Origin of the sequence: Cyanobium gracile UHCC 0139 (genome assembly GCF_034931325.1) — a bacterium.
Taxonomy (GTDB): Bacteria; Cyanobacteriota; Cyanobacteriia; order PCC-6307; family Cyanobiaceae; genus Cyanobium; species Cyanobium gracile_B.
Window position 1 is genome coordinate 166,674 of sequence record NZ_JAYGHX010000003.1, and the last position, 19,781, is coordinate 186,454.

At 73.0% G+C, this 19,781-nt stretch carries 19 protein-coding genes; 15 read left to right on the top strand and 4 right to left on the bottom strand.

Features of this window, described 5'->3' with window-relative positions:
• Positions 1–42 precede the first annotated feature (42 nt).
• Positions 43–354 (bottom strand): co-chaperone GroES, encoded by a 312-nt coding sequence (gene groES / locus VB738_RS06985; protein WP_015110667.1) that lies wholly within the window; start codon positions 352–354, stop codon positions 43–45.
• A gap of 249 nt (positions 355–603) precedes the next feature.
• On the opposite strand from groES, the gene atpD reads away from it, so the two are divergent.
• Genes atpD through VB738_RS07000 form a run of 3 tightly spaced genes read left to right on the top strand, consistent with a single transcriptional unit; the run spans position 604 to position 3,630 of the window.
• Entirely contained in the window at positions 604–2,070 is a 1,467-nt protein-coding gene (gene atpD / locus VB738_RS06990) for a F0F1 ATP synthase subunit beta (RefSeq protein ID WP_323305054.1), read from the top strand.
• A 16-nt stretch (positions 2,071–2,086) separates the two neighbouring features.
• The gene (gene atpC / locus VB738_RS06995) at positions 2,087–2,494 is read left to right on the top strand and encodes an ATP synthase F1 subunit epsilon (protein ID WP_323305055.1); all 408 of its coding nucleotides are present in this window, start codon (positions 2,087–2,089) and stop codon (positions 2,492–2,494) included.
• Positions 2,495–2,526: 32 nt separating this feature from the next.
• Positions 2,527–3,630: a rhomboid family intramembrane serine protease gene (locus VB738_RS07000; protein WP_323305056.1), complete on the top strand. Its 1,104-nt coding sequence runs from the start codon at positions 2,527–2,529 to the stop codon at positions 3,628–3,630.
• 18 nt (positions 3,631–3,648) lie between these two features.
• On the opposite strand, the gene VB738_RS07005 is transcribed toward VB738_RS07000, so the two are convergent.
• Positions 3,649–5,967, bottom strand: a complete 2,319-nt coding sequence (locus VB738_RS07005; RefSeq protein ID WP_323305057.1) for a transglycosylase domain-containing protein — start codon at positions 5,965–5,967, stop codon at positions 3,649–3,651.
• Positions 5,968–6,026: 59 nt separating this feature from the next.
• On the opposite strand from VB738_RS07005, the gene VB738_RS07010 reads away from it, so the two are divergent.
• The 6 genes from VB738_RS07010 to VB738_RS07035 are packed head-to-tail and all read left to right on the top strand — an operon-like array spanning position 6,027 to position 11,185.
• Entirely contained in the window at positions 6,027–6,311 is a 285-nt protein-coding gene (locus VB738_RS07010; protein WP_323305058.1) for a hypothetical protein, read from the top strand.
• Positions 6,308–7,051 (top strand): FHA domain-containing protein, encoded by a 744-nt coding sequence (locus VB738_RS07015; protein WP_323305059.1) that lies wholly within the window; start codon positions 6,308–6,310, stop codon positions 7,049–7,051. Before VB738_RS07010 ends, VB738_RS07015 begins: the two co-directional genes overlap by 4 nt.
• Positions 7,048–8,403 (top strand): protein kinase domain-containing protein, encoded by a 1,356-nt coding sequence (locus VB738_RS07020; protein ID WP_323305060.1) that lies wholly within the window; start codon positions 7,048–7,050, stop codon positions 8,401–8,403. The genes VB738_RS07015 and VB738_RS07020 overlap by 4 nt, the downstream gene beginning before the upstream one ends.
• 3 nt (positions 8,404–8,406) lie before the next feature.
• Positions 8,407–9,144 (top strand): vWA domain-containing protein, encoded by a 738-nt coding sequence (locus VB738_RS07025; protein ID WP_323305061.1) that lies wholly within the window; start codon positions 8,407–8,409, stop codon positions 9,142–9,144.
• Positions 9,141–10,517 carry a protein phosphatase 2C domain-containing protein gene (locus VB738_RS07030; RefSeq protein ID WP_323305062.1) on the top strand — a complete coding sequence of 459 codons (1,377 nt, stop codon included), beginning with the start codon at positions 9,141–9,143 and terminating at the stop codon, positions 10,515–10,517. The genes VB738_RS07025 and VB738_RS07030 overlap by 4 nt, the downstream gene beginning before the upstream one ends.
• 5 nt (positions 10,518–10,522) lie before the next feature.
• The gene (locus VB738_RS07035) at positions 10,523–11,185 is read left to right on the top strand and encodes a transaldolase family protein (RefSeq protein ID WP_323305063.1); all 663 of its coding nucleotides are present in this window, start codon (positions 10,523–10,525) and stop codon (positions 11,183–11,185) included.
• Between the two features lie 11 nt (positions 11,186–11,196).
• Here VB738_RS07035 and VB738_RS07040 read toward each other — a convergent pair whose 3' ends face one another.
• Positions 11,197–11,664: a 30S ribosomal protein PSRP-3 gene (locus VB738_RS07040; RefSeq protein ID WP_416233158.1), complete on the bottom strand. Its 468-nt coding sequence runs from the start codon at positions 11,662–11,664 to the stop codon at positions 11,197–11,199.
• A 63-nt stretch (positions 11,665–11,727) separates the two neighbouring features.
• Here VB738_RS07040 and VB738_RS07045 point away from each other — a divergent pair, with 63 nt between their 5' ends.
• Positions 11,728–12,525 carry a TIGR01548 family HAD-type hydrolase gene (locus VB738_RS07045; RefSeq protein ID WP_323305187.1) on the top strand — a complete coding sequence of 266 codons (798 nt, stop codon included), beginning with the start codon at positions 11,728–11,730 and terminating at the stop codon, positions 12,523–12,525.
• Here VB738_RS07045 and VB738_RS07050 read toward each other — a convergent pair.
• Positions 12,497–13,828 (bottom strand): aminopeptidase P N-terminal domain-containing protein, encoded by a 1,332-nt coding sequence (locus VB738_RS07050; RefSeq protein ID WP_323305064.1) that lies wholly within the window; start codon positions 13,826–13,828, stop codon positions 12,497–12,499. The two genes, VB738_RS07045 and VB738_RS07050, sit on opposite strands and share 29 nt — an antisense overlap.
• A 103-nt stretch (positions 13,829–13,931) precedes the next feature.
• On the opposite strand from VB738_RS07050, the gene VB738_RS07055 reads away from it, so the two are divergent.
• From VB738_RS07055 to ald, 5 genes are read left to right on the top strand one after another with little or no spacing between them, the layout of a single operon-like run.
• Entirely contained in the window at positions 13,932–14,945 is a 1,014-nt protein-coding gene (locus VB738_RS07055) for a CNNM domain-containing protein (protein ID WP_323305065.1), read from the top strand.
• Positions 14,942–16,288 carry a GTP-binding protein gene (locus tag VB738_RS07060; RefSeq protein ID WP_323305066.1) on the top strand — a complete coding sequence of 449 codons (1,347 nt, stop codon included), beginning with the start codon at positions 14,942–14,944 and terminating at the stop codon, positions 16,286–16,288. The genes VB738_RS07055 and VB738_RS07060 overlap by 4 nt, the downstream gene beginning before the upstream one ends.
• Before the next feature lie 23 nt (positions 16,289–16,311).
• Entirely contained in the window at positions 16,312–16,881 is a 570-nt protein-coding gene (locus VB738_RS07065) for a nicotinate-nucleotide adenylyltransferase (RefSeq protein ID WP_323305067.1), read from the top strand.
• Positions 16,881–18,557 carry an NAD+ synthase gene (locus VB738_RS07070; RefSeq protein ID WP_323305068.1) on the top strand — a complete coding sequence of 559 codons (1,677 nt, stop codon included), beginning with the start codon at positions 16,881–16,883 and terminating at the stop codon, positions 18,555–18,557. Before VB738_RS07065 ends, VB738_RS07070 begins: the two co-directional genes overlap by 1 nt.
• 43 nt (positions 18,558–18,600) lie before the next feature.
• Entirely contained in the window at positions 18,601–19,749 is a 1,149-nt protein-coding gene (gene ald / locus VB738_RS07075; RefSeq protein WP_323305069.1) for an alanine dehydrogenase, read from the top strand.
• The last annotated feature ends 32 nt before the right edge of the window (positions 19,750–19,781 follow it).

Sequence of the window (19,781 nt, forward strand, 5' to 3'; positions counted from 1 at the left end):
ACGGAGTTGGTGTTCGATGCAGACGGGTGAAGAACCGTCGGCTCAGTTGACGACGGCCAGGATGTCCTTCTCGGACAGGAGGACGTACTCGTCGGTGCCGAGCTTGATGTCGGTGCCGGCGTACTTGCTGTAGAGGACCTTGTCGCCCACGCCCACTTCGGGGGCCTGGCGGGAGCCGTCGTCGTTGCGCTTGCCGGGACCGATCTGGACCACTTCACCCACCTGGGGCTTTTCCTTGGCGGTGTCGGGCAGGAGGATGCCACCGGCGGTTTTCTCCTCCGATTCGGACACCTTGATGAAGACGCGATCTCCGAGGGGTTTGACCGTGGAGACGCTGAGAGAAACGGCAGCCATGAATTGACGCGATGGATGGACGCGAAGGCAGCGACGGATGACGACCGGGGCCGGCGCGTCGCTGGGATGGGGCGAGTTGGCACTCGCGCCCTTCGACTGCCAACCTAGGTGGCGCCTTTGCTGTGACGCCATCCCCGGGCTGTGCGGGTGACCGAACCCCAGGCGGCCAGGCCCCCTGCAGTGGTAAGGTTGCGCCGCTTCAGACGGGTGGTCGGATCCCGCTGGGCGAACCACGTTCCCTCCTTCCCTATGGCTGCTGCCGCTCCCGCCGTCCCTGGTACCAAAGGCACCGTGCGCCAGGTGATCGGCCCCGTCCTCGACGTGGAATTCCCTGCGGGCAAGCTGCCCAAGATCTTCAACGCCCTTCGGATCGAAGGCACCAACTCCGCCGGCCAGCAGGTGGCCCTCACCGCTGAAGTGCAGCAGCTGCTGGGCGACCACCGCGTCCGCGCCGTGGCCATGAGCAGCACCGACGGCCTGGTGCGCGGCATGAGCGCCCTCGACACCGGCGCCCCCATCTCCGTGCCCGTGGGTGAGGCCACCCTGGGTCGCATCTTCAACGTGCTGGGTGAGCCCGTCGACGAGCAGGGCCCCGTCAGCAGCACCATGACCGCCCCGATCCACCGCCAGGCCCCCAAGCTCACCGAGCTGGAGACCAAGCCCCGGGTCTTCGAGACCGGCATCAAGGTGATCGATCTGCTGGCCCCCTACCGCCAGGGCGGCAAGGTGGGCCTGTTCGGTGGCGCCGGCGTCGGCAAGACCGTGCTGATCCAGGAGCTGATCAACAACATCGCCAAGGAGCACGGCGGCGTCTCCGTGTTCGGCGGCGTGGGCGAACGCACCCGCGAGGGCAATGATCTCTACGAGGAATTCAAGGAGTCGGGCGTGATCAACGCCGGCGACCTCTCCAAGTCGAAGGTGGCCCTCTGCTACGGCCAGATGAACGAGCCCCCCGGCGCCCGCATGCGCGTGGGCCTGTCGGCGCTCACCATGGCCGAGCACTTCCGTGACGTGAACAAGCAGGACGTGCTGCTGTTCATCGACAACATCTTCCGTTTCGTTCAGGCCGGCTCCGAGGTGAGCGCCCTGCTGGGCCGCATGCCGTCGGCCGTGGGCTACCAGCCCACCCTCGGCACCGACGTGGGTGAACTGCAGGAGCGCATCACCTCCACCCTGGAAGGCTCGATCACCTCGATCCAGGCCGTCTACGTCCCCGCTGACGACCTCACCGACCCGGCGCCCGCCACCACCTTCGCCCACCTCGACGCCACCACCGTGCTCAGCCGCGGTCTGGCCTCAAAGGGCATCTACCCGGCGGTGGATCCCCTCGATTCCACCAGCACCATGCTCCAGCCCGCCGTGGTGGGTGATGAGCACTACCGCACCGCCCGGGCCGTGCAGTCCACCCTGCAGCGCTACAAGGAACTTCAGGACATCATCGCGATCCTGGGTCTGGACGAACTTTCCGAAGACGACCGCCGCACGGTAGACCGGGCCCGCAAGATCGAGAAGTTCCTCTCCCAGCCGTTCTTCGTGGCGGAGATCTTCACCGGTCAGTCCGGCGAATACGTGAAGCTCGACGACACCATCAAGGGCTTCAACATGATCCTGGCCGGTGAACTTGATGATCTGCCGGAAGCTGCTTTCTATCTGGTCGGCAACATCGACCAGGTGAGGGCCAAGGCCGCCAAGATCCTCGCCGCAGCCAAGTCCTGATCCGGGAATCTTCTCCATGACCCTCACCCTGCGCGTCCTCGCCCCCGATCAGAGCGTCTTCGACGGCACCGCCGACGAAGTGATCCTGCCCGGCACCACCGGCCAGCTCGGCATCCTCACCGGCCACGTCTCCATGCTCACCGCCCTCGACAGCGGTGTGCTGCGGGTGCGGGAGGGGGGCAACTGGCAGTCGATCGCCCTGATGGGCGGCTTCGCCGAGGTGGTGGCCAATGAGGTCACCGTGCTCGTCAACGGCGCCGAACTGGGCAGCAGCATCGATGCCGCCGCCGCCCAGAGCGACTTCGAGGCGGCCCAGCAGGCCGCTGTGGCCCTGGAAGGCTCCGACCCCAGCCCCGAGAAGGTCAAGGCCCAGCAGGCCCTGGCCCGCGCCCGCGCCCGTCTGCAGGCCAGCACGGCCGCCTGAGTTCTCCTGCGGGCCGGGAGGCTGCGGCGGCCATGGGCAAGGGTCGGGAACTCGGTCTGCAGCTGCGCCAGTGGATCGCCACCGGCTCCGTCAGCCTGGACAACCCCCAGGCGCTTGCCAACCGCCTGATCGACGCCCTCGGGGCGGAAGAACATCTGCGCGGACCCGTCCGGGACCTGGCCACCCAACCCCTGTTGCAGCGGGTGCTGCAGCTCCAGGGTGGTCCGCAGCGCAGCGCCGTCGCCGCCCTCAGCAGCCATCTGGCCGGGATCTATGCCCCCGGGGTGCTAGCCGAACTCCTCGACCTGCTGGAGGCTTCCTCCGGCGTGGCCCCCCCCAGGCCCGGCTTCGATGCGTCAGCCGCCGGCTCCCCTGCCGCCGCCGTGCCCCTTCCCCTGGGCCGGCTGGAGAACCTGCGGCCCCTTGGGCCGGGGCTGGCCCTGGCCGCCGCCTCAGCCCCGGTGCTGTTCTGGGCCGGCGGGGAGCTGGAGCAGTGGTTTTTTGATCCCTGGGGCTGGAGCAGCGGCCTCGTCCTGGTGCTGGCCCTGGCCCTGATCCAGGCCCTGGCCCTCGGCCCCCTCAAGGCCCTGCGACGCCGCTGGCCCCTGACCCTCGAGGCCAGCGGTGATCCCCACCGCGCCTGGTGCTGGATCACCGCCCCCTGGATCCATGCCGCCAACGGCGAGGCCCTGCTCAACCTGGGGATCCTGGTGATCGTGCTGGGCGCCTCGCCGCTGCCGCTCTCCTCCCTGCTGCTGCGCTATGCGCTCGTCGCCCTGGCCACCACGGCGCCGGCGGTGCTGGTGGCCCGCCGGGCCCGGGTGCTCCGCCAGTGGGACGGCGCCTCCGGGCCCATTGCCGGCCTGATCGCCCTGGCCAGCACCCTGAGCGTGCTGCACTGGAAGGCCCATCCCTTCGTGGTGGGGGCGGTGGACATCCCGGCCTGGGTGCTGCTGGTGGTCTATGGCGGGCTGCAGCTGGGCTGGCAGCTGCCCCGCCGTGATCCCCGGGACACCAGCATCCCCCTGGCCCGGCTCCTGAGCAGCCCCTGGTGCTGGGGCACCCTGGCGGGCATCGCCTGGGCTCTGGTGACCCGCGCCCAGGAACTGGGCAGGGGCCTGGGCTGGCTGGGCTGAGCGGCTCGACTGGGCCCCTCAGCCCGCCAGGGCGCGCATGTATTGCCCCCAGAGCTTGGCCACCAGCGCCCCGGAGGCGGCCTCGGCCGGGCGGTTGTCGTCGTTGCCCATCCAGATGCCGGTGAGGATGCGGCTGGAGGGGGAGTAGCCCACGAACAGCACATCGACGCCGTTGTCGGTGGTGCCGGTCTTGCCGCGGGCATCGGCCACCACCCCGGCGGCGCGGCCGGTGCCGTCGCTCACCACCCCCCGCAGCAGGGCATCCATCTCGGCGGCCACCGCCGGTTCGATCAGCTGCTGGGGTCGCTCGCCGATCGGGGTGGTGACCCCGGCGGCCGGACAGGTGGCCAGGGAGCGCACCGAGCCGCAGATGCCCAGGTCGTAGATGCGCGTCACGCCGTGCAGGGGCACCGAGCGGCCGCCGTTGGCCACCACGGCATAGGCCCGGGCCAGCTCGTAGAGGAAGGTCTCCTTGCCGCCCAGCACCATCGAGAAGCTCTCCTCCATCGGCGTGCTGATGCCCAGCTGGCGCGCCTTGGCCACCACCTTGCCCAGGCCGGCCTGCTGGGCCAGCCGCAGGGCCACCACGTTGTCGGAGCTGGCGAAGCCCGCCGCCACGCTGGTGCTGCCACCCCCGCCCCGGCAACCGGCCACATACGAGAGGGGGGCGCAGGAAATGGCATCGCCGGGCTTGGCCCCGGCCTCCAGGGCGGCCAGGAAGGCGAACAGCTTGAAGGTGGAACCGGGCTGACGCAGGGCCTGCACCCGGTCAAAGCTCGAGCGGCTGTAGTCGCCGCCGCCGACGTAAGCCAGGATCGCGCCGGTGGCGTAGTCGATCGAGATCAGGGCGCCCTGGGTGAGCCCGGCCCGGCCCCCCGGCCCCTCGAGGAACGCCTTCAGCTGCTTCTGGGCGATGGCCTGCAGGCGCGGATCGATGCTGCTGATCACGGCGTAGTTGCCCCGGGCCTCGGGGCTGCTGAGGTCGAGGGCGAAGCGCCGTCCCTCCAGCTCGCCGATCACGTAGTCGCTGAAGAAGGGGTAGCTGGAATAGGTGGAGGCGCGGCAGGCGGAGGGGTCGATGTTGAGCGGCCGGCGGCGGGCGTCGATCAGCGCCTGGTCGGAGAGGTAGCCCTCGGCGTGCATCCTCCCCAGCACCAGGTCGCGGCGTTCCCGGCCCCAGGTGGGGTTCTCCCGGTTGCAGGGGCTGTAGCTGTTGGGGCTCGGCAGCAGGCCCACCAGGAACGCCGATTCCGCCACGTCCAGGGCGCTGGCCGATTTGCGGAAGTAGAGCTGGGCCGCCTGCTCGAAGCCCTCCGCCCCCAGGCCCAGGTAGGCCCGGTCGAGGTACATCTTGAGGATGCGGTTCTTGCTGAAGCCCGCCTCCAGCTGCCAGGCCACCCACAGCTCCCGCAGCTTGCGGGCCACCGACACATCCGTGCCCACGGCCGGGTAGACCATGCGAGCCACCTGCTGGGTCAGGCCGCTGCCGCCGCCGGTGCCCTGCACCAGGGAGCGCAGGGTGCCGAACAGGTCGATGCCGCTGTTCCAGCCGAAGCGCGAATCCTCCGAGGCGATCAGGGCCTGGCGCAGGTGCAGCGGGTAGTCGGCGAGGGTCGGCAGGGCGGTCGAGGAGCCCTCCGCGGCATCGATCTGGCGGCCGTCGGTGGAGAACACCTTCACCGGCCCGCTCACCGAGCGGATCGAGGAGCCGCCGGCGACGGTGGTGGCCAGCAGCAGGCCCCCCAGGGCGACGCCCGAGCCCACCAGGGCACCGATGGCGCCCCAGTGCACCAGCTGCCCCAGGGGGCTGCGGGGATGGCGGTACACCAGGGTGGGCGCCTCGCCCTTGAGTGGCGAGCCAAGCTGGAGCCGGTCCCCGTCCCGCAGGCGGAGGGCGCGGATGCGGCGATCCCGGTGGAACAGGCCGTTGGCCGAGCCGAAGTCCTCGCCCACGTAGTCCCGATCCCCGGGCCGTTCCTGCTCCACGATCGCGTGCACCCGACTGACGCCCGTGGCGTCGGCCTGCAGTTCGCACAGGGGATCCCGGCCGACGCGGTAGCGGCCCCCCTCCAGTGCCAGCCGCCGGCGACACTGACCGCCGACCCAGAGTTCCAGCCAGGCGTCGTGGTGCCTCAGCCCCCCCAGGGCCGCCGTCAGGTCCCGGCGGCGGCCGCCCGCCGCTGGGGCGGTCAGGGCCCGCCAGAGGCCGGCCCAGCCGGCGGCCCCGGCCGGAGCGCCGGGGGAATCCGAGGCAGGTGCGGACTCAGCAGAGGTGGCAGGGGCGGTACTGGCTGGGGTACTGGCGCCAGCCGACGCCTGCTCGGTCGTCCCCACCATCCCCGGCCCGTCCGCCTTGCTCCCATACGCTACCCGCAGCGATCGGAGCGGCCGGCCAGGTGGAGCAACGCCGGGATCCATGGGCACCCTTCCGCATCTGGACCGCCCTGACCATCGGGGTCTATGCGGTGCGGGCCAGCTTCGCCGCCACCTGGTTGGGGGCGATCCCCGGCTGGGTGCTGCTGGTCCTGCTGCTGGTGGCCCTGCTGCTGGCCAGCTGGGCACTCCTGTTCCCCGGACGGATCGTCCCCTGGCGGGAGGGGGAACCCGTGGGCTGGTGGGGCCGGTTCCTGGCCGATCGCCGTCTCGGCCGCCGCGGCGGTGCGGTGGACGATCCGCCATGAGCGCCCTGCCCCGCCTGGTGCTGCGTGACGATCCCGGCCGGAGCGTGCCGCTGGATCCCCGCACGCCCCTCTCCATCGGCCGGGATCCGGTCTGTGGCCTCTGCCTGGCCGAGGCCCGGGGCGTCTCCCGCCACCATGCGCTGGTGCGGGTGTCGCGCACCCGGGCGGGCCAGTGGCTGCTGTGCGATACGGGCAGCGCCAACGGCACCTGGCTCGAGGGGGCCCGGCTGAAGGACTGCCGCCCCCTCTCCGACGGCGACGAGATCCGCCTGGGCCTGAACGGGCCGGTGCTCCAGTTCCGTGCCAGCGGCAGCCCACCCACCAGCGCCCCGCCGGCGGCCCCTGCCGCCTCCCCAAGGGGGCGACCGGCGCCGGCGCCGGTGCCGACGGCGGTGGCCGGACGGCTGGATTTCGCCGGCCGTTCCCTGCCCCTCGATCGGATTCGCTCGGCCTACGTGCGCAGCCGCCGGCGCCATCCCCAGGCCTTCAGCTGGTGGCTGCTGCTCTGTCTGGGCGGGCTGCTGCTGCTCCCCTTCCCCTGGCTGTTCTGGCCGCTGCAGGCGGGGGCGCTGGCGGGCTGGATCGTGCTGGGCTCCCGCTGGGAGCACCTGCTGGAGGTGACGCTCCAGGACGGGCTGGCCTACCGGCACCGCTTCGACAGCCTGGCGACGGCCCTGGCGCACCGCAACGGCATCCGCCGGGCGATGGCGGCGGTAGCGCCGGCCGGGAGGCGGCCATGAACTGGATCCTGCCGGAGGGCGCCAGCCTCGACTTCGAGGGGCTGGCCGCACCGCTGCGGATCGTCCGCGGCCTCGGGGGCGGCACCCAGGGCCAGGTGTATGAGGTGGAACTGGAGGGGGAGCGGCTGGCCCTGAAGTGGTATTTGCCGGCCTGCATCGCCCGCGACGCCGGCCTGGAGCGGCGCCTGGCGGCCAGCATCCGCTCGACCGCGCCGAACGACGCCTTCCTCTGGCCGATCGCCCTGCTGCGGGCCAGCCCCGCCAGCCGGCCCCTGATCCGCATCCGCGAGGAGAGCTTCGGCTACCTGATGCCCCTGCGGCCCGCCGCCTACGTGGGGGCCTGCGAGCATGCCGCCGGCCGGCTGGCGATCGGTCTGCGCCAGGTGCTGCGCGCCTGCTTCGGCCTGGCTGACGCCTTCCACGCCCTGCACCTGGCGGGCCTCTGCTACAAGGACGTCTCCCTGGGCAACCTCTTCCTGGAGCCCGGCGGCGGCGGCATCCTCATCTGCGACAACGACAACGTCGCGGTGGACGGGGCCGAGCCGGGCGCCGTCCTGGGCACCCCGGGCTTCATGGCCCCGGAGGTGCTGCTGGGGCAGGCCCGGCCCGGGGCCGACAGCGACCTCTTCTCCCTGGCGGTGCTGCTGTTCCGGCTGCTCACCCGCCACGACCCCCTCAAGGGGCAGATGGAGCTGGCGATCCGCTGCCTCGACGAGCCGGCCCGCCGGCGCCTCTGCGGCGAGGACCCGGTGTTCATCTTCGATCCGGTCGACGCCCGCAACCGGCCCGACCCGATCGAGCACGCGGCCGCCCTGATCACCTGGCCCATCTATCCCCGCCCCCTCCAGGCCCTGTTCGAGCAGACCTTCTGCCGCGGCATGAAGCAGCCCTCGCGCCGGGCCCTCACCGGCCAGTGGAAGCAGGAGCTGGCCCGCACCCTCGATCAACGCAGCCTCTGCCCCGCCTGCGGCCAGGAGAACTTCCAGGCCGCCGGCGCGTCGGCCCTGTGCTGGAGCTGCGGCAGCCCCCTGCCGGAGCCGATCACCCTGGCCCTGCCCCGGGGCCTGGTGCTGGCCGCTCCGGACAACGAGCTCCATCCCCACCACTTCGATGCCCTGGTCGGGGAGGATCTGCGCCGACCACTGGCCCGGGTGGTGGCCCATCCCCGGGAGCCCCGTCGGCTGGGGCTGTGCAACCTCTCGGTCGCCTCCTGGAGCGCCGAGGCCGCCGATGGCCGCAACTGGCCGGTAGGACCTGGCGAGAGCTGTAGCCTCGCGGCACTCACCCGGATTCTCACCCCGGCCGGTCCGATCGCCGTGCAGCGCCCCATCCCGCCAGCCCCCGCCGCCTGAGAGATGCCGTTCCCCGACGTCAAGCTGGCCAACCGGCCGCTCCATTTCCTCTACCTCTGCGACTGCTCCGGCTCCATGGCGGCCTCGGGCAAGATGCAGGCCCTCAACCAGGCCATCCGCCAGTCGCTGCCGGGCATGGCGGCGGTCGCCCGGGACAACCCGGAGGCGCGGGTGCTGGTGCGGGCCGTGAGCTTCGCCGACCATGCCGCCTGGCACATCGAGACCCCCACGCCGGTTGATCAGCTGGAGTGGCGTGATCTGCAGGCGGGCGGCATCACGGCCATGGGGGCCGCCCTGCAGCTGGTGGCGGCGGCGCTCCAGACCCCGCCGATGGAGGTGCGCGCCCTGCCGCCGGTGCTGGTGCTGATCTCCGATGGCCAGCCCACCGATGACTTCGCCGGCGGTCTCGAAGCCCTGCGGCGGGTGCCCTGGGCCCAGAAGGCGGTGCGGCTGGCCATCGCCCTCGGCCACGACGCCGACCTGGAGGTGCTGCAGCGGTTCATCGGCACCGAGCCGGCGACGGCGGGCCGATCCCCTCGCCGTCCGCTGCAGGCGGGCAATGCCACCTCCCTGGCCCAGTACATCCAGTGGGCCTCGACGGCGGTGGTGGGGGCGGCCTCGATGCCGGCCAGCCGGGTGAGCGAGACGCCCCTGGAAGCCGCGGCGGGCAACATCCCCCTGCCGGATCTGCCCCCCACCGTGCTCGATCCCACCGACGACGTCGGTCCCGTGGTGTGGTGAACCGCTGGGTGGCGCCGATCGGTGCCAGCCGGACCGGGGCCGCCCACCGCCGCGCCGGCCGGCCCTGCCAGGACGCCGTGCTCTGCCGTGAGCTCCGGGGCCTCGATGGGCAGCCGGTGATGGTGATGGCGGTGGCCGACGGCCACGGCGGGCGCCGCTACCGGCGCAGCGAGGTGGGCAGCCGCCTGGCCTGCGAAACGGCCCTGGCGGCGGTGCAGGGCGCCCTGGCCGCCAGGGCCCTGGATGGGGGGGAGGAGGGCTGGAGCCGCTGGCTGGAGCGGGACCTGCCCGAGGCGATCCAGCGCGGCTGGCTGGAGGCGGTGGCGGCCCACTGGCAGAGCGATCCGGGCGAGGGCCGCTTCGAGTCCCTGCTCTATGGCAGCACCCTGGGCCTGGTGGTGATGACCCCCCGCTGGTGGGGCCACACCGGCCTGGGCGACTGGGATCTGGTGCGGGTGGAGGCGGACGGCCCGGCCCGGCTGCTGGAGGAGGAGAACGAGCCGACGGCGCTCGGGGAGGCCACCTGCAGCCTCTGCCAGCCCCGGGCCGCTTCCCTGTTCGCCCGCCGGGCCGGCCTGCATCCGCTCGAAGGCGGCACCGGCGACTTCGCCCTGGTGCTCTGCACCGACGGCATCCGCAAGTCCTGTGCCACCGATGGCGACTTCCTCACCCTGGCGGCCTGGCTGGCCCGCGGCGACGGCGAAGCGGACCCCGAGGTGGCCGGCAGCCTGTCGGCGGCGCTGGACCGGATCAGCCGCGAGGGCAGCGGCGACGATGTGACCGTGGCGGTTGGTCGTGTCTGGAGCCCAGGCGGCGGGCCGCCACCATCCCCGCCCCCGCCGCCCGTCGCAGGGGTCGCCCTGGCACCCCCGGCGGCGCCCTGCCCGCCGGTGCCCGAGGCGCCCCATCCCCGGCAGCGGCGCCCGGCGATTGGCGGTGCCGTGGCCATCGGCCTGGCCCTGGCTGGCGTGGGGTGGAGCTGGCTGGCCCTGAACTGGCCCCGCGTCCCGCCGACCCTGCCGGCGGCGCCGGGCTCACCGGGGCTACGGGCCGCCCGCCTCGAGGTGGAACGGCTCTGCGGCCAGCCGGCCGCCATTCCCCTGGAGCTGCGCCGCCGCCGCGAGCTGTTCGTGGCCCTGCGCCAGGGCCGCCAGGATCCCGCCCCCCTGAAGGCCGCGGCCGCCGCCGATCCCCTCGCCGCCCTGATCGCCGCCGATCTCCCGGCGGTCGATCAGGGTGGCGGGAAACCCCCGGCGGCCCAACCTGCCGCCGCCGAACCCCGCCGCCCCCTGCGGGCGCTGGGCGCCTGCCCCGCCCTGCTGAAGGCCCTCGACCGGCAGTGGGCCGTCGCTCCGGCCGCCCCCACCCCTTGAACCCCATGGCCCTGCGTCTGCTGCTCGACTGCGCCGATCCCCTGGAGTGGGAGCGCTGGCTGCCCAGCGGCCTGTTCCAGGGCGTCACCACCAACCCGACCCTGCTGCGGCGTGCCGGCCAGCCCTGCACCCTCGACCACCTGGCGCAGCTGAGCGCGCGGGCCGCGGCCCTCGGCTGCCGGGAGATCCACCTGCAGACCTGGGGCGGCGATGCCGAGCAGCAGCTGGCCAACGGCCGGGCCCTGGCCGCCCTCGATCGCCAGCGGGTGTACGTGAAGGTGCCGATCACCCGCCAGGGGGTGGCGGTGGCGCGGGACCTGATCGCCGAAGGTGTTCCGGTCACCTTCACGGCCTGCTACGAGGTGGCCCAGGTGCTGGTGGCCGCCGCCCTCGGGGCCGATGGCATCGCCGCCTACGTGGGGCGGATCAGCGATCTGGGCCGTGATGGCCACGGCGAGCTGATCGCCATGCAGCGGGCCCTGGAGGGGGTGGGCTCCGGCACGCGGCTACTGGTGGCCAGCCTGCGCCAGCCGCAGGATCTGGCCCGGCTGGCCGCCGCCGGCCTGGCCCACCACACGATCAGTCCGGCGATCGCCGCGGCCCTCTTCGGGAGTGCGGACACGGCCGCGGCCGCCGAGGGCTTCGAGCGTGACGCGGCCGGGACCTGAGGCCCCGGAGATCAGGCGGTCCCGCAGAAGGTGACGTCGGGGAACTTGACCTTGGCGTCCTCAAGGGATTTGCCGCGCCCTTCCTCCTGCCAGTAGTTGATCACCTCGGTGGCCTTGTTGAGGATCTCGACCCGCTCGTTGTCGGTGATCCAGCTCTTGGCCTCCAGCTCGCCCTTGAGGGTTTCCCAGGCGTCTTCCCGGGGCCAGAAGAAGTACGCGGTGAGGGGGCTGGGGCCGCCACCGACGATCTGATCCACCGCCAGGGCGACGTTGTCGGGCAGCCAGAGGATCTTCACCAGGAAACGGCCCTCGTCGGCCTTGGGGGTGTAGCCGGAAGGGACCCCGTCCTCGTCGATGGTGGCGGTGGCCAGGGCGGCACTGCCGCCGCGCAGCACCGGACGCCCTTCGGTCGTGTCGGCTGCGATGGCCGCCGGGATGGCGCTCAGGGCAGCGGCCTCGGCACTCTCAGGGGCTGTCACGGTTTCGGCGCTCAAGGAGAAACGGCAATTGCCTAACCTACCAGCCGATTCGCAGCAACCCCACTGGCCGCCTCCGCCGCCCCCCGCGCCGTCCTCCTCTTCGACATCGACGGCGTGATCAGGGATGTGGCGGGCAGCTACCGGCGCGCCATCGTCGAGACCGTGCGCCATTTCAGCGGCTGGGGCCCGGAGAGCGCCGTGATCGACGCCCTCAAGGGGGAGGGCCGCTGGAACAACGACTGGCACGCCTCGATGGAGCTGCTGCGCCGCCACGGCACCGATCCCCTGCCCGCCTGGGATCGGCTGGTGGCGGTGTTCAGCGACCACTACTTCGGCGGCGACCCGGAAGGAGACCCCTCTCTCTGGCGCGGCTTCATCGGCAGCGAGCCCCTGCTGGTGGACAGCGCCTTCTTCGCGGCCCTGAGTGCCCAGGGGATCGCCTGGGGCTTCGTCAGCGGCGCCGAGCCCCCCTCCGCCCGCTTCGTGCTGGAGCAGCGGCTGCAGCTGACGGCGCCGCCCCTGCTCGCCATGGGTCAGGCCCCTGACAAGCCCGACCCCACCGGTCTGCTGGCCCTGGCGGCCACCCTGGCCCGCGTGCCCCTGGGGGCCGGAGCCCCGCCCGTGGCCTACCTGGGCGACACCGTGGCCGACGTGGAGACCGTGCGCCGGGCCCGCCTTGAGGTGCCCGGCCAGCGCTTCGAGGCCCTGGCCGTGGCGCCGCCCCACCTGCAGCAAACCGGCCGGGAGGCCGAGCGCCGCCGCTACGAGGACCAGCTGCGCCAGGCGGGGGCCGACCGCCTCCTGGGTTCCACCCGCCAGGTGCTGGCGCTGTTCAGCGCTCCATCGCCGCCGGCGCCTTGAGGGCGGCGGCCGTGAGCACCTCGTGGCCGTGGTCGGTCACCGCCACGTCATCCTCGATGCGGATGCCGATGCCCTTCCAGCGCTCCTCGATGGCGGGCTGGCCCTCCGGCACTGCCAGCCGGTCGCTGACGTAGAGGCCGGGCTCCACTGTCAGCACCATGCCCGGCTCGAGGGCCACGTGGTGCTCGCCCAGCCGGTAGGCGCCCACGTCGTGGACATCCAGCCCCAGCCAGTGGCCGGTGCGGTGCATGTAGAGATGGCGGTAGGAGCCCTGCTCGATCAGACCGTCCACGGCGCCGCTCAGCAGGCCCAGCTCCACCAGCCCTTCCACCAGCACCCGCACGGCGGTGTCGTGCACCCCTTCGGCGGTCTGGCCCGGGGCCACCGCCGCCACCGCCGCCTCCTGGGCGGCCAGCACCAGCTCGTAGAGGGCCCGCTGCTCGCCGCTGAAGCGCCCGTTGACGGGGAAAGTGCGGGTGATGTCGCCGTTGTAGTAATCGCTGAGGCTGCAGCCGGCGTCGATCAGCAGCAGGTCGCCATCCCGGAGCCGGCCGCTGTTGGCGGTGTAGTGCAGCACGCAGGCATTGTCGCCCCCGGCCACGATGGATCCATAGGCAGGCCCGCGGGCCCCCTGCTCAAGAAAATGCTGCTCGATCACGGCCTGCACCTGCCGTTCGCTGAGGCCGGGACGGGCCACCTGGCGGGCCAGTTCATGGGCCTCGGCGGAGATGCGGGCGGCCTCCCGCAGGCGGGCCAGTTCCTCGGGTTCCTTGCGCAGCCGCAGCTCGTGCAGCAGCGGGCAGGGGGCCACCAGGCCCAGGGCGGCCTTGCCGCTGCGGGGGGCCCGATCAAGCTGGCGCCCCCAGGCGGCCAGCACCAGGGGCTCCACCTGGGGATGGCGCCCCACCCGGAAGGCGATCCCCTCGGCGCCCTCGAGGTACTCCGCCAGCCGCTCGGCCAGCTCGCTGCGGGGATGGGCCAGATCGGCGCCGAAGTGGCTGACGGCCCCGTCACAGCCCCAGCGGAAGCCGTTCCACACCTCGGCCCCGGGATCCTTCGCCTCGACGAACAGCACGAAGGGGGTCTCGGGCCGGTGGGGCAGGAACAGGGCCACGGCACCGGGCTCATCGAAGCCGGTGAGGTACCAGAAGTCGCTGTTCTGGCGGAAGCTGTGCTCCACGTCGGCGTGGTGGGTCACCAGCGTCGCCCCCGGGATCACCGCGGCCGCGCCGCCCAGCTGCTGCAGAAACCGCTGGCGACGGCGGGCCAGCAGGGCGGGGTCGATCGGGGGGGTGAGGGGCATCGAAGCGAAGGGACGGACAGCGAGAAGATGGCACAGCCGATTAAATACACGTGATCCCCCTGAACCTGCACGTGCCGCTCCTGTCTGTCTCGATCAGCCGCGGATGAACGATCTCCTGCTCCTGGTGCTGGCGGTGGTCGGGATGCTGATGGGGTCCTTTCTGTGTTCAGGGGTGGAGGCGGCCCTGCTCACCGTCAACCCGGTGAAGGTGCAGGAACTGGCGAGTCGCCCCCGGCCGGTGGCGGGGGCCCGGCGGCTGGCGGCCCTGCGTCAGCGCCTCGGCCGCACCCTGGCGGTGCTGGTGATCGCCAACAACATGTTCAACATCTTCGGCAGCCTGATGGTGGGAGGCTTCGCCAGTGCCGTTTTCGCCCGTCACGGCATCAGCGGCCCAGCCCTGCCCCTGTTCTCGGTGGCCCTCACGGTGCTGGTGATCCTGCTGGGGGAGATCCTGCCCAAGGCGATCGGCAGCAAGCTGGCCCTGCCCGTGTCCTTGGCCGTCGCCCCCGGGCTGGGACTGTTCACCACATTGCTGCTGCCCCTGGTGCTGCTGCTGGAGCGGATCCTGCCGGCGATCACGGCCGAGAACGAGATCAGCACCGACGAGAACGAGATCCGCCTGCTGGCCCGCCTCGGTTCCCAGCAGGGTCAGATCGAGGCCGATGAGGCCGCCATGATCGCCAAGGTGTTCCAGCTGAACGACCTCACCGCCCGGGACCTGATGCTGCCCCGGGTGTCGGCCCCCACGCTGGCCGGGCACCAGAGTCTCGACGAGCAGCGTTCCACCCTGCTGCGCCACACCACCGCCTGGTGGGTGGTGCTGGGGGAGGAGGTGGACGAGGTGCTGGGGGTGGCCAGCCGCGAGCAGTTGCTCACCGCCCTGGTGGAGGGGAGGGGGGGAAGCCAGGCCGCTGACCTCTGCGAACCGGTGGAGTTCGTACCGGAGATGATCCGGGCTGACCGGCTGCTCACCAGCTTCCGCCGCAACGGTTCCGGGGTGCGGGTGGTGGTTGATGAGTTCGGCGGCTTCGTGGGGGTGATCGGGCCCGAGGCGGTGCTGGCCGTGCTGGCGGGCTGGTGGCGCCGGCCCGCCTCCGCTGCGGAGACCGCCCCGTGACGACGGCGGCACCGTCACCGGCTCCGGCGCTCGCCGCCCCCCCCGCCGCCGAGCGCTGCCGCCAGCTGCTGGCCCGCTGGCGCGCGGGGCTGGTGCTCAGCGGGCGGGAGCAGGCGGCCCTGGCTCCGGAGCTGGCCAGCCTTGACCGCCAGCTGGAGCGCCTGCGCCGCCGTCGGCCGCGGGTGGCGGTGTTCGGCCGGGTGGGGGTGGGCAAGTCGAGCCTGCTCAATGCCCTGCTCGGCGAGGACCACTTCGCCACCGACGTGGCCCATGGCTGCACCCGCCGCCAGCAGCAACGGGCCTGGGGCCAGCCCGTGGCTGGCCTGGAGGGGGTCGACCTGGTGGACACCCCCGGCATCGACGAGATCGCCGCCGCCGCCCGCTCCCGCCTGGCGGCCCGGGTGGCGGTGGGCGCCGACCTGGTGCTGCTGGTGATCGACAGCGATCTCACCGTGATGGACGCCCAGGCCCTCGACGACCTGCTGGCCTCCGGCAAGCCCCTGCTGCTGGTGCTCAACCGCAGCGACTGCTGGCCGGAGGCCGAGCGGGACGGCCTGCTGGCCAGCATCGGCCGGCGCCTGCCGCCGGGGGCCCGCCAGCTGCGGCCCCTGCCCGTGGCGGCTGCTCCCCGGGAGGCCCGTCTGCGCCCCGACGGCCGCGTGCGCAGCGAGGCGGCCCCGCCCCGGGTGGAGCCCCTGCGCCGGGAGCTCACCGGCCTGCTGGAGCGCCACGGGGAGCTGCTGCTGGCCCTCAACGCCCTGCGGGCCGCCGACCGCTTCAGCCAGTCCCTGCACCGCTGCCGGCTGCGCCACGGCCGCCGCCAGGCCCAGGGCCTGATCGGCCGCTTTGCGGCCCTCAAGGCCACCGGGGTGGCGGCCAACCCCCTGATGCTGCTCGATCTGGCCGGTGGTCTGGCCTGCGACAGCGCCCTGGTGGTGCAGCTCTGCCAGCTCTACGGCCTGCCGATGACCCGCAGCGGCGCCCGCTCCCTGCTGGCCCGTCTGGGCGGCCACAACGCCCTGCTGGGGGGCGCCCAGCTGGGCCTGCAGTTGCTGCTGGGCGGCCTGCGCCAGCTGCTGCTGGTGGCGGCGCCCCTGAGTGGCGGGCTGAGCCTGGCGCCGGCGGCGCCGGTGGCGCTGGCCCAGGCGGCCCTGGCGGTGCATACCACCCGGCGCACGGGCCGGCTGGCCGCCGCCGAGCTGCTGCGCGCCGCCACCGCCGCGGGCCAGCCGGGGGCCCTGTTGCGCCGGCTGGTGCGGCAGGATCCGGAGACCCGGCGCTGGCTGAGCGAATGGCAGCAGCAGGGGGGTCAGGGCAGCGCCGGTGGCGGCCTGCAGCCGTGACGAGCGCCAGCGGTGACGCCCCGTTGACCTGTCTCGCCCTGTTCGGCACCAGCGCCGATCCCCCCACCCGCGGCCACCGGGCCCTGCTGGAGGGGCTGCTGGGCCTGTTTCCCCAGGTGCTCACCTGGGCCAGCGACAACCCGCTCAAGCACCACGGCGCCCCCCTGGAGGTGCGCTCGGCCCTGCTGGCTGCCCTGGTGGCCGCCATCGACGACCCGCGGCTCCGCCTGGACCAGGAGCTCAGCAGCCCCTGGGCGGTGGAGACCCTGGAGCGCGCCCGGGCCCGCTGGCCCGACCGGGAGCTGGTCTTCGTGGTGGGCAGCGACCTGGCCGGTCAGATCCATCGCTGGCGGCGGGCCGAGGAGCTGCTGCGCGGCTGCCGGCTCGGCATCGCCCGCCGCCAGGGCTGGCCGCTGGAGGTGACGGATCTGGAGCGGCTGCGGGGGCTGGGGGCGACGGTCGACCTGCTGCCCCTGGCGATCCCCCCCAGCGCCAGTTCCCGGATCCGGGCCCAGCCCGATCCGACCCAGGTACCGTCCGAACTCTGGCCGGTGCTGCTGCAGCACAATCTCTACGGCCTCTCCGAGCCCTGATGCGCCTCGCCCTGGCCCAGCTCAATCCCCTGGTGGGCGACCTGGAGGGCAACGGCCGGCGGATCCTGGCGGCCGCCGAGCGGGCCCGCGCCGGCGGCGCCGACCTGCTGCTCACTCCTGAGTTGTCGCTGTGGGGCTACCCGCCCCGGGACCTGCTGCTGCGGCCCGCCCTGATCCAGCGCCAGGAGCGGGTCCTGGCGTCCCTGGCGGCGGCCTGCCCAGACGGACTGGCCCTGCTGGTGGGGGTGGCCGAGCCGGTGGCCGGCCGGCGCCAGCCCGGGCTGCACAACGCCCTGGCCCTGGTGGAGCGGGGCCGCTGGCGGATCGTCTGCCGCAAGCGCCTGCTGCCCAGCTATGACGTCTTCGACGAACGCCGCTACTTCCTGCCCGGCGACGCTCCCGCGGTGCTGGAGCTGGAAGCGGGAGGCCGCCCCTGGCGCCTGGGGCTGACCATCTGCGAGGACCTCTGGGTGGAGGAGAACCTGCGCAGCCGCTGGCCGGATGCGGTCGACCCGATCGCCGACCTGGCGTCCCGGCCGATCGACCTGCTGCTCAACCTCTCGGCCTCCCCCTTCGGCCGCGGCAAGGGGGAGGTGCGTCAGGGGCTGGCGGCCCGGGCGGCGGCCCGGCTCGGGGTGCCGGTGGTCTATCTCAACCAGGTGGGCGGCAACGATGAGCTGGTCTTCGACGGCGCCAGCTTCGTGGTGGACCGGATCGGCCAGCCCGTGCTGCGCCTGGCCTGCGCCGCCGAGGACCTGGCCTTCTGGCCGGCGACCCCCGCCCCGGTGGCGCCGCCGCCGGACCCCTGGGAACAGCTGCTGCGGGTGCTGGTGCTGGGGGTGAGGGACTACGCCGCCAAGTGCGGCTTCCAGCGGGCCCTGCTGGGGCTGAGCGGCGGCATCGATTCGGCCCTGGTGGCGGTGATCGCCGCCGCGGCCCTTGGCCCCGCCCGGGTGGAGGTGCTGCGCATGCCCTCCCCCTTCAGCTCGGCCGGCTCCCTCGACGATGCCGACGGCCTGGCCCGGCGGCTCGGTCTGGCCACCGCCACCCTGCCGATCGCACCGCTGATGGAGGCCTTCGCCGCCGCCCTTCCGCCCGCCCTGGGGGCGCCCCCGGCCGGGGTCACCGAGGAGAACCTGCAGTCCCGCATCCGCGGCACGCTGCTGATGGCGGTGGCCAACCAGAAGGGGGGCCTGCTGCTCTCCACCGGCAACAAGTCGGAGCTGGCGGTGGGCTACTGCACCCTCTACGGCGACATGAACGGCGGACTCTCGGTGATCGGCGATCTCTACAAGACCACCGTCTTCGGCCTCTGTGAGTGGCTGGATGGCGAGGCCTCCGGCCCCTGCCGGGCGGCCCTCGGCCTGCCGAGCGACGGCGAGCTGATCGGCGCGGCGATCCGCAGCAAGCCCCCCAGCGCCGAACTGCGTCCCGACCAGCGCGACAGCGATTCCCTGCCCGATTACGGGGTGCTCGACCCCCTGTTGAAGGCCTCGATCGAGGAGCTGCGCACCCCGGAGGAACTGGTGGCCGATGGGGCCGATCCGGCGCTGGTGGCCCGGGTGGCCGGACTGCTGCGACGGGCCGAGTTCAAGCGGCGCCAGGCGGCTCCGGTGCTCAAGGTGAGCGACCGGGCCTTCGGCACTGGCTGGCGGATGCCCATCGCCTCGGCCTAGGGTTTGCCGACGATCGCCTCCGGGCGGCAATCCTTCCTGCCCCATGCCAGCTCCCGGCCCGGCACCCCTGGCCTCCCCGATGGCGAGCATCGGTGTGCCCACGGAGATCAAGCGCGACGAACAGCGGGTGGCCCTCACCCCCGACGGCGTCCATGAACTGGTGTCCCAGGGCATGGAGGTGCGCGTCCAGGAGGGGGCGGGCCTGGGGGCCGGCATCAGCGACGACGACTACCGCGCCTCCGGGGCCCGCATCGTCAGCTGCGAGGAGGCCTGGGCCGCCCACCTGGTGGTGAAGGTGAAGGAACCGCAGCCACAGGAATTCGCCTTCCTGCGCAGCGACCTGGTGTTGTTCACCTACCTGCATCTGGCGGCCTACCCCGAGGTGGGCAGGGCCCTGCTGGAGGCGGGCACCACAGCGGTGGCCTACGAGACGGTGCAGCTCGAGGACGGGAGCCTGCCCCTGCTGGCCCCGATGAGCGAGGTGGCCGGACGGCTGGCGGCCCAGGTGGGGGCCCACCTGCTGGAGAAGCCCCATGGGGGACGGGGTGTGCTGATGGGGGGGTGCACCGGCGTGCGGCCGGCCCGGGTGGTGGTGCTGGGGGCCGGCACCGTGGGCTGGAACGCCGCCCGCATCGCCGCGGCGATGGATGCGGAGGTGTTCCTGCTGGATCGCTCGCCCCACCGCCTGCGGGGCCTGGAATCCGATCGCCGCGGCCGCATGACCAGCCTGGTCAGCAGCCGCAGCCTGATCGAGCGGCTGGTGCCGGGGGCCGACCTGCTGATCGGCGCCGTGCTCCTGCCCGGTGGCCGGGCCCCCACCCTGGTGAGCGAGGAGCTGGTGCAGCGCATGCGGCCCGGGTCGGTGATCGTGGATGTGGCCATCGACCAGGGCGGCTGCATCGCCACCAGCCGCGAAACCACCCACACCGATCCGGTGGTCACCATCCATGGGGTGCAGCACTACGCCGTGGGCAACATGCCCGGTGCCGTTCCCTTCACCTCCACCGAGGCGCTGGTGAGCGTCACCCTGCCCTACATCCTGGTGATGGCCGGACGGGGCCTGCTGGAGGCGGTCACCGACCGGCCTGAGCTGCTCAGCGGCCTGAACACAGTGGATGGGGCGGTGTGCCACCCGGGGGTGGCCAAGGCCCTGGGGGTGGCGCCGCGCCATCCGATGGCCTGCCTGCGCTGAACCGGCGGGCGGCGGTGAGTCGGGCGTCGGTC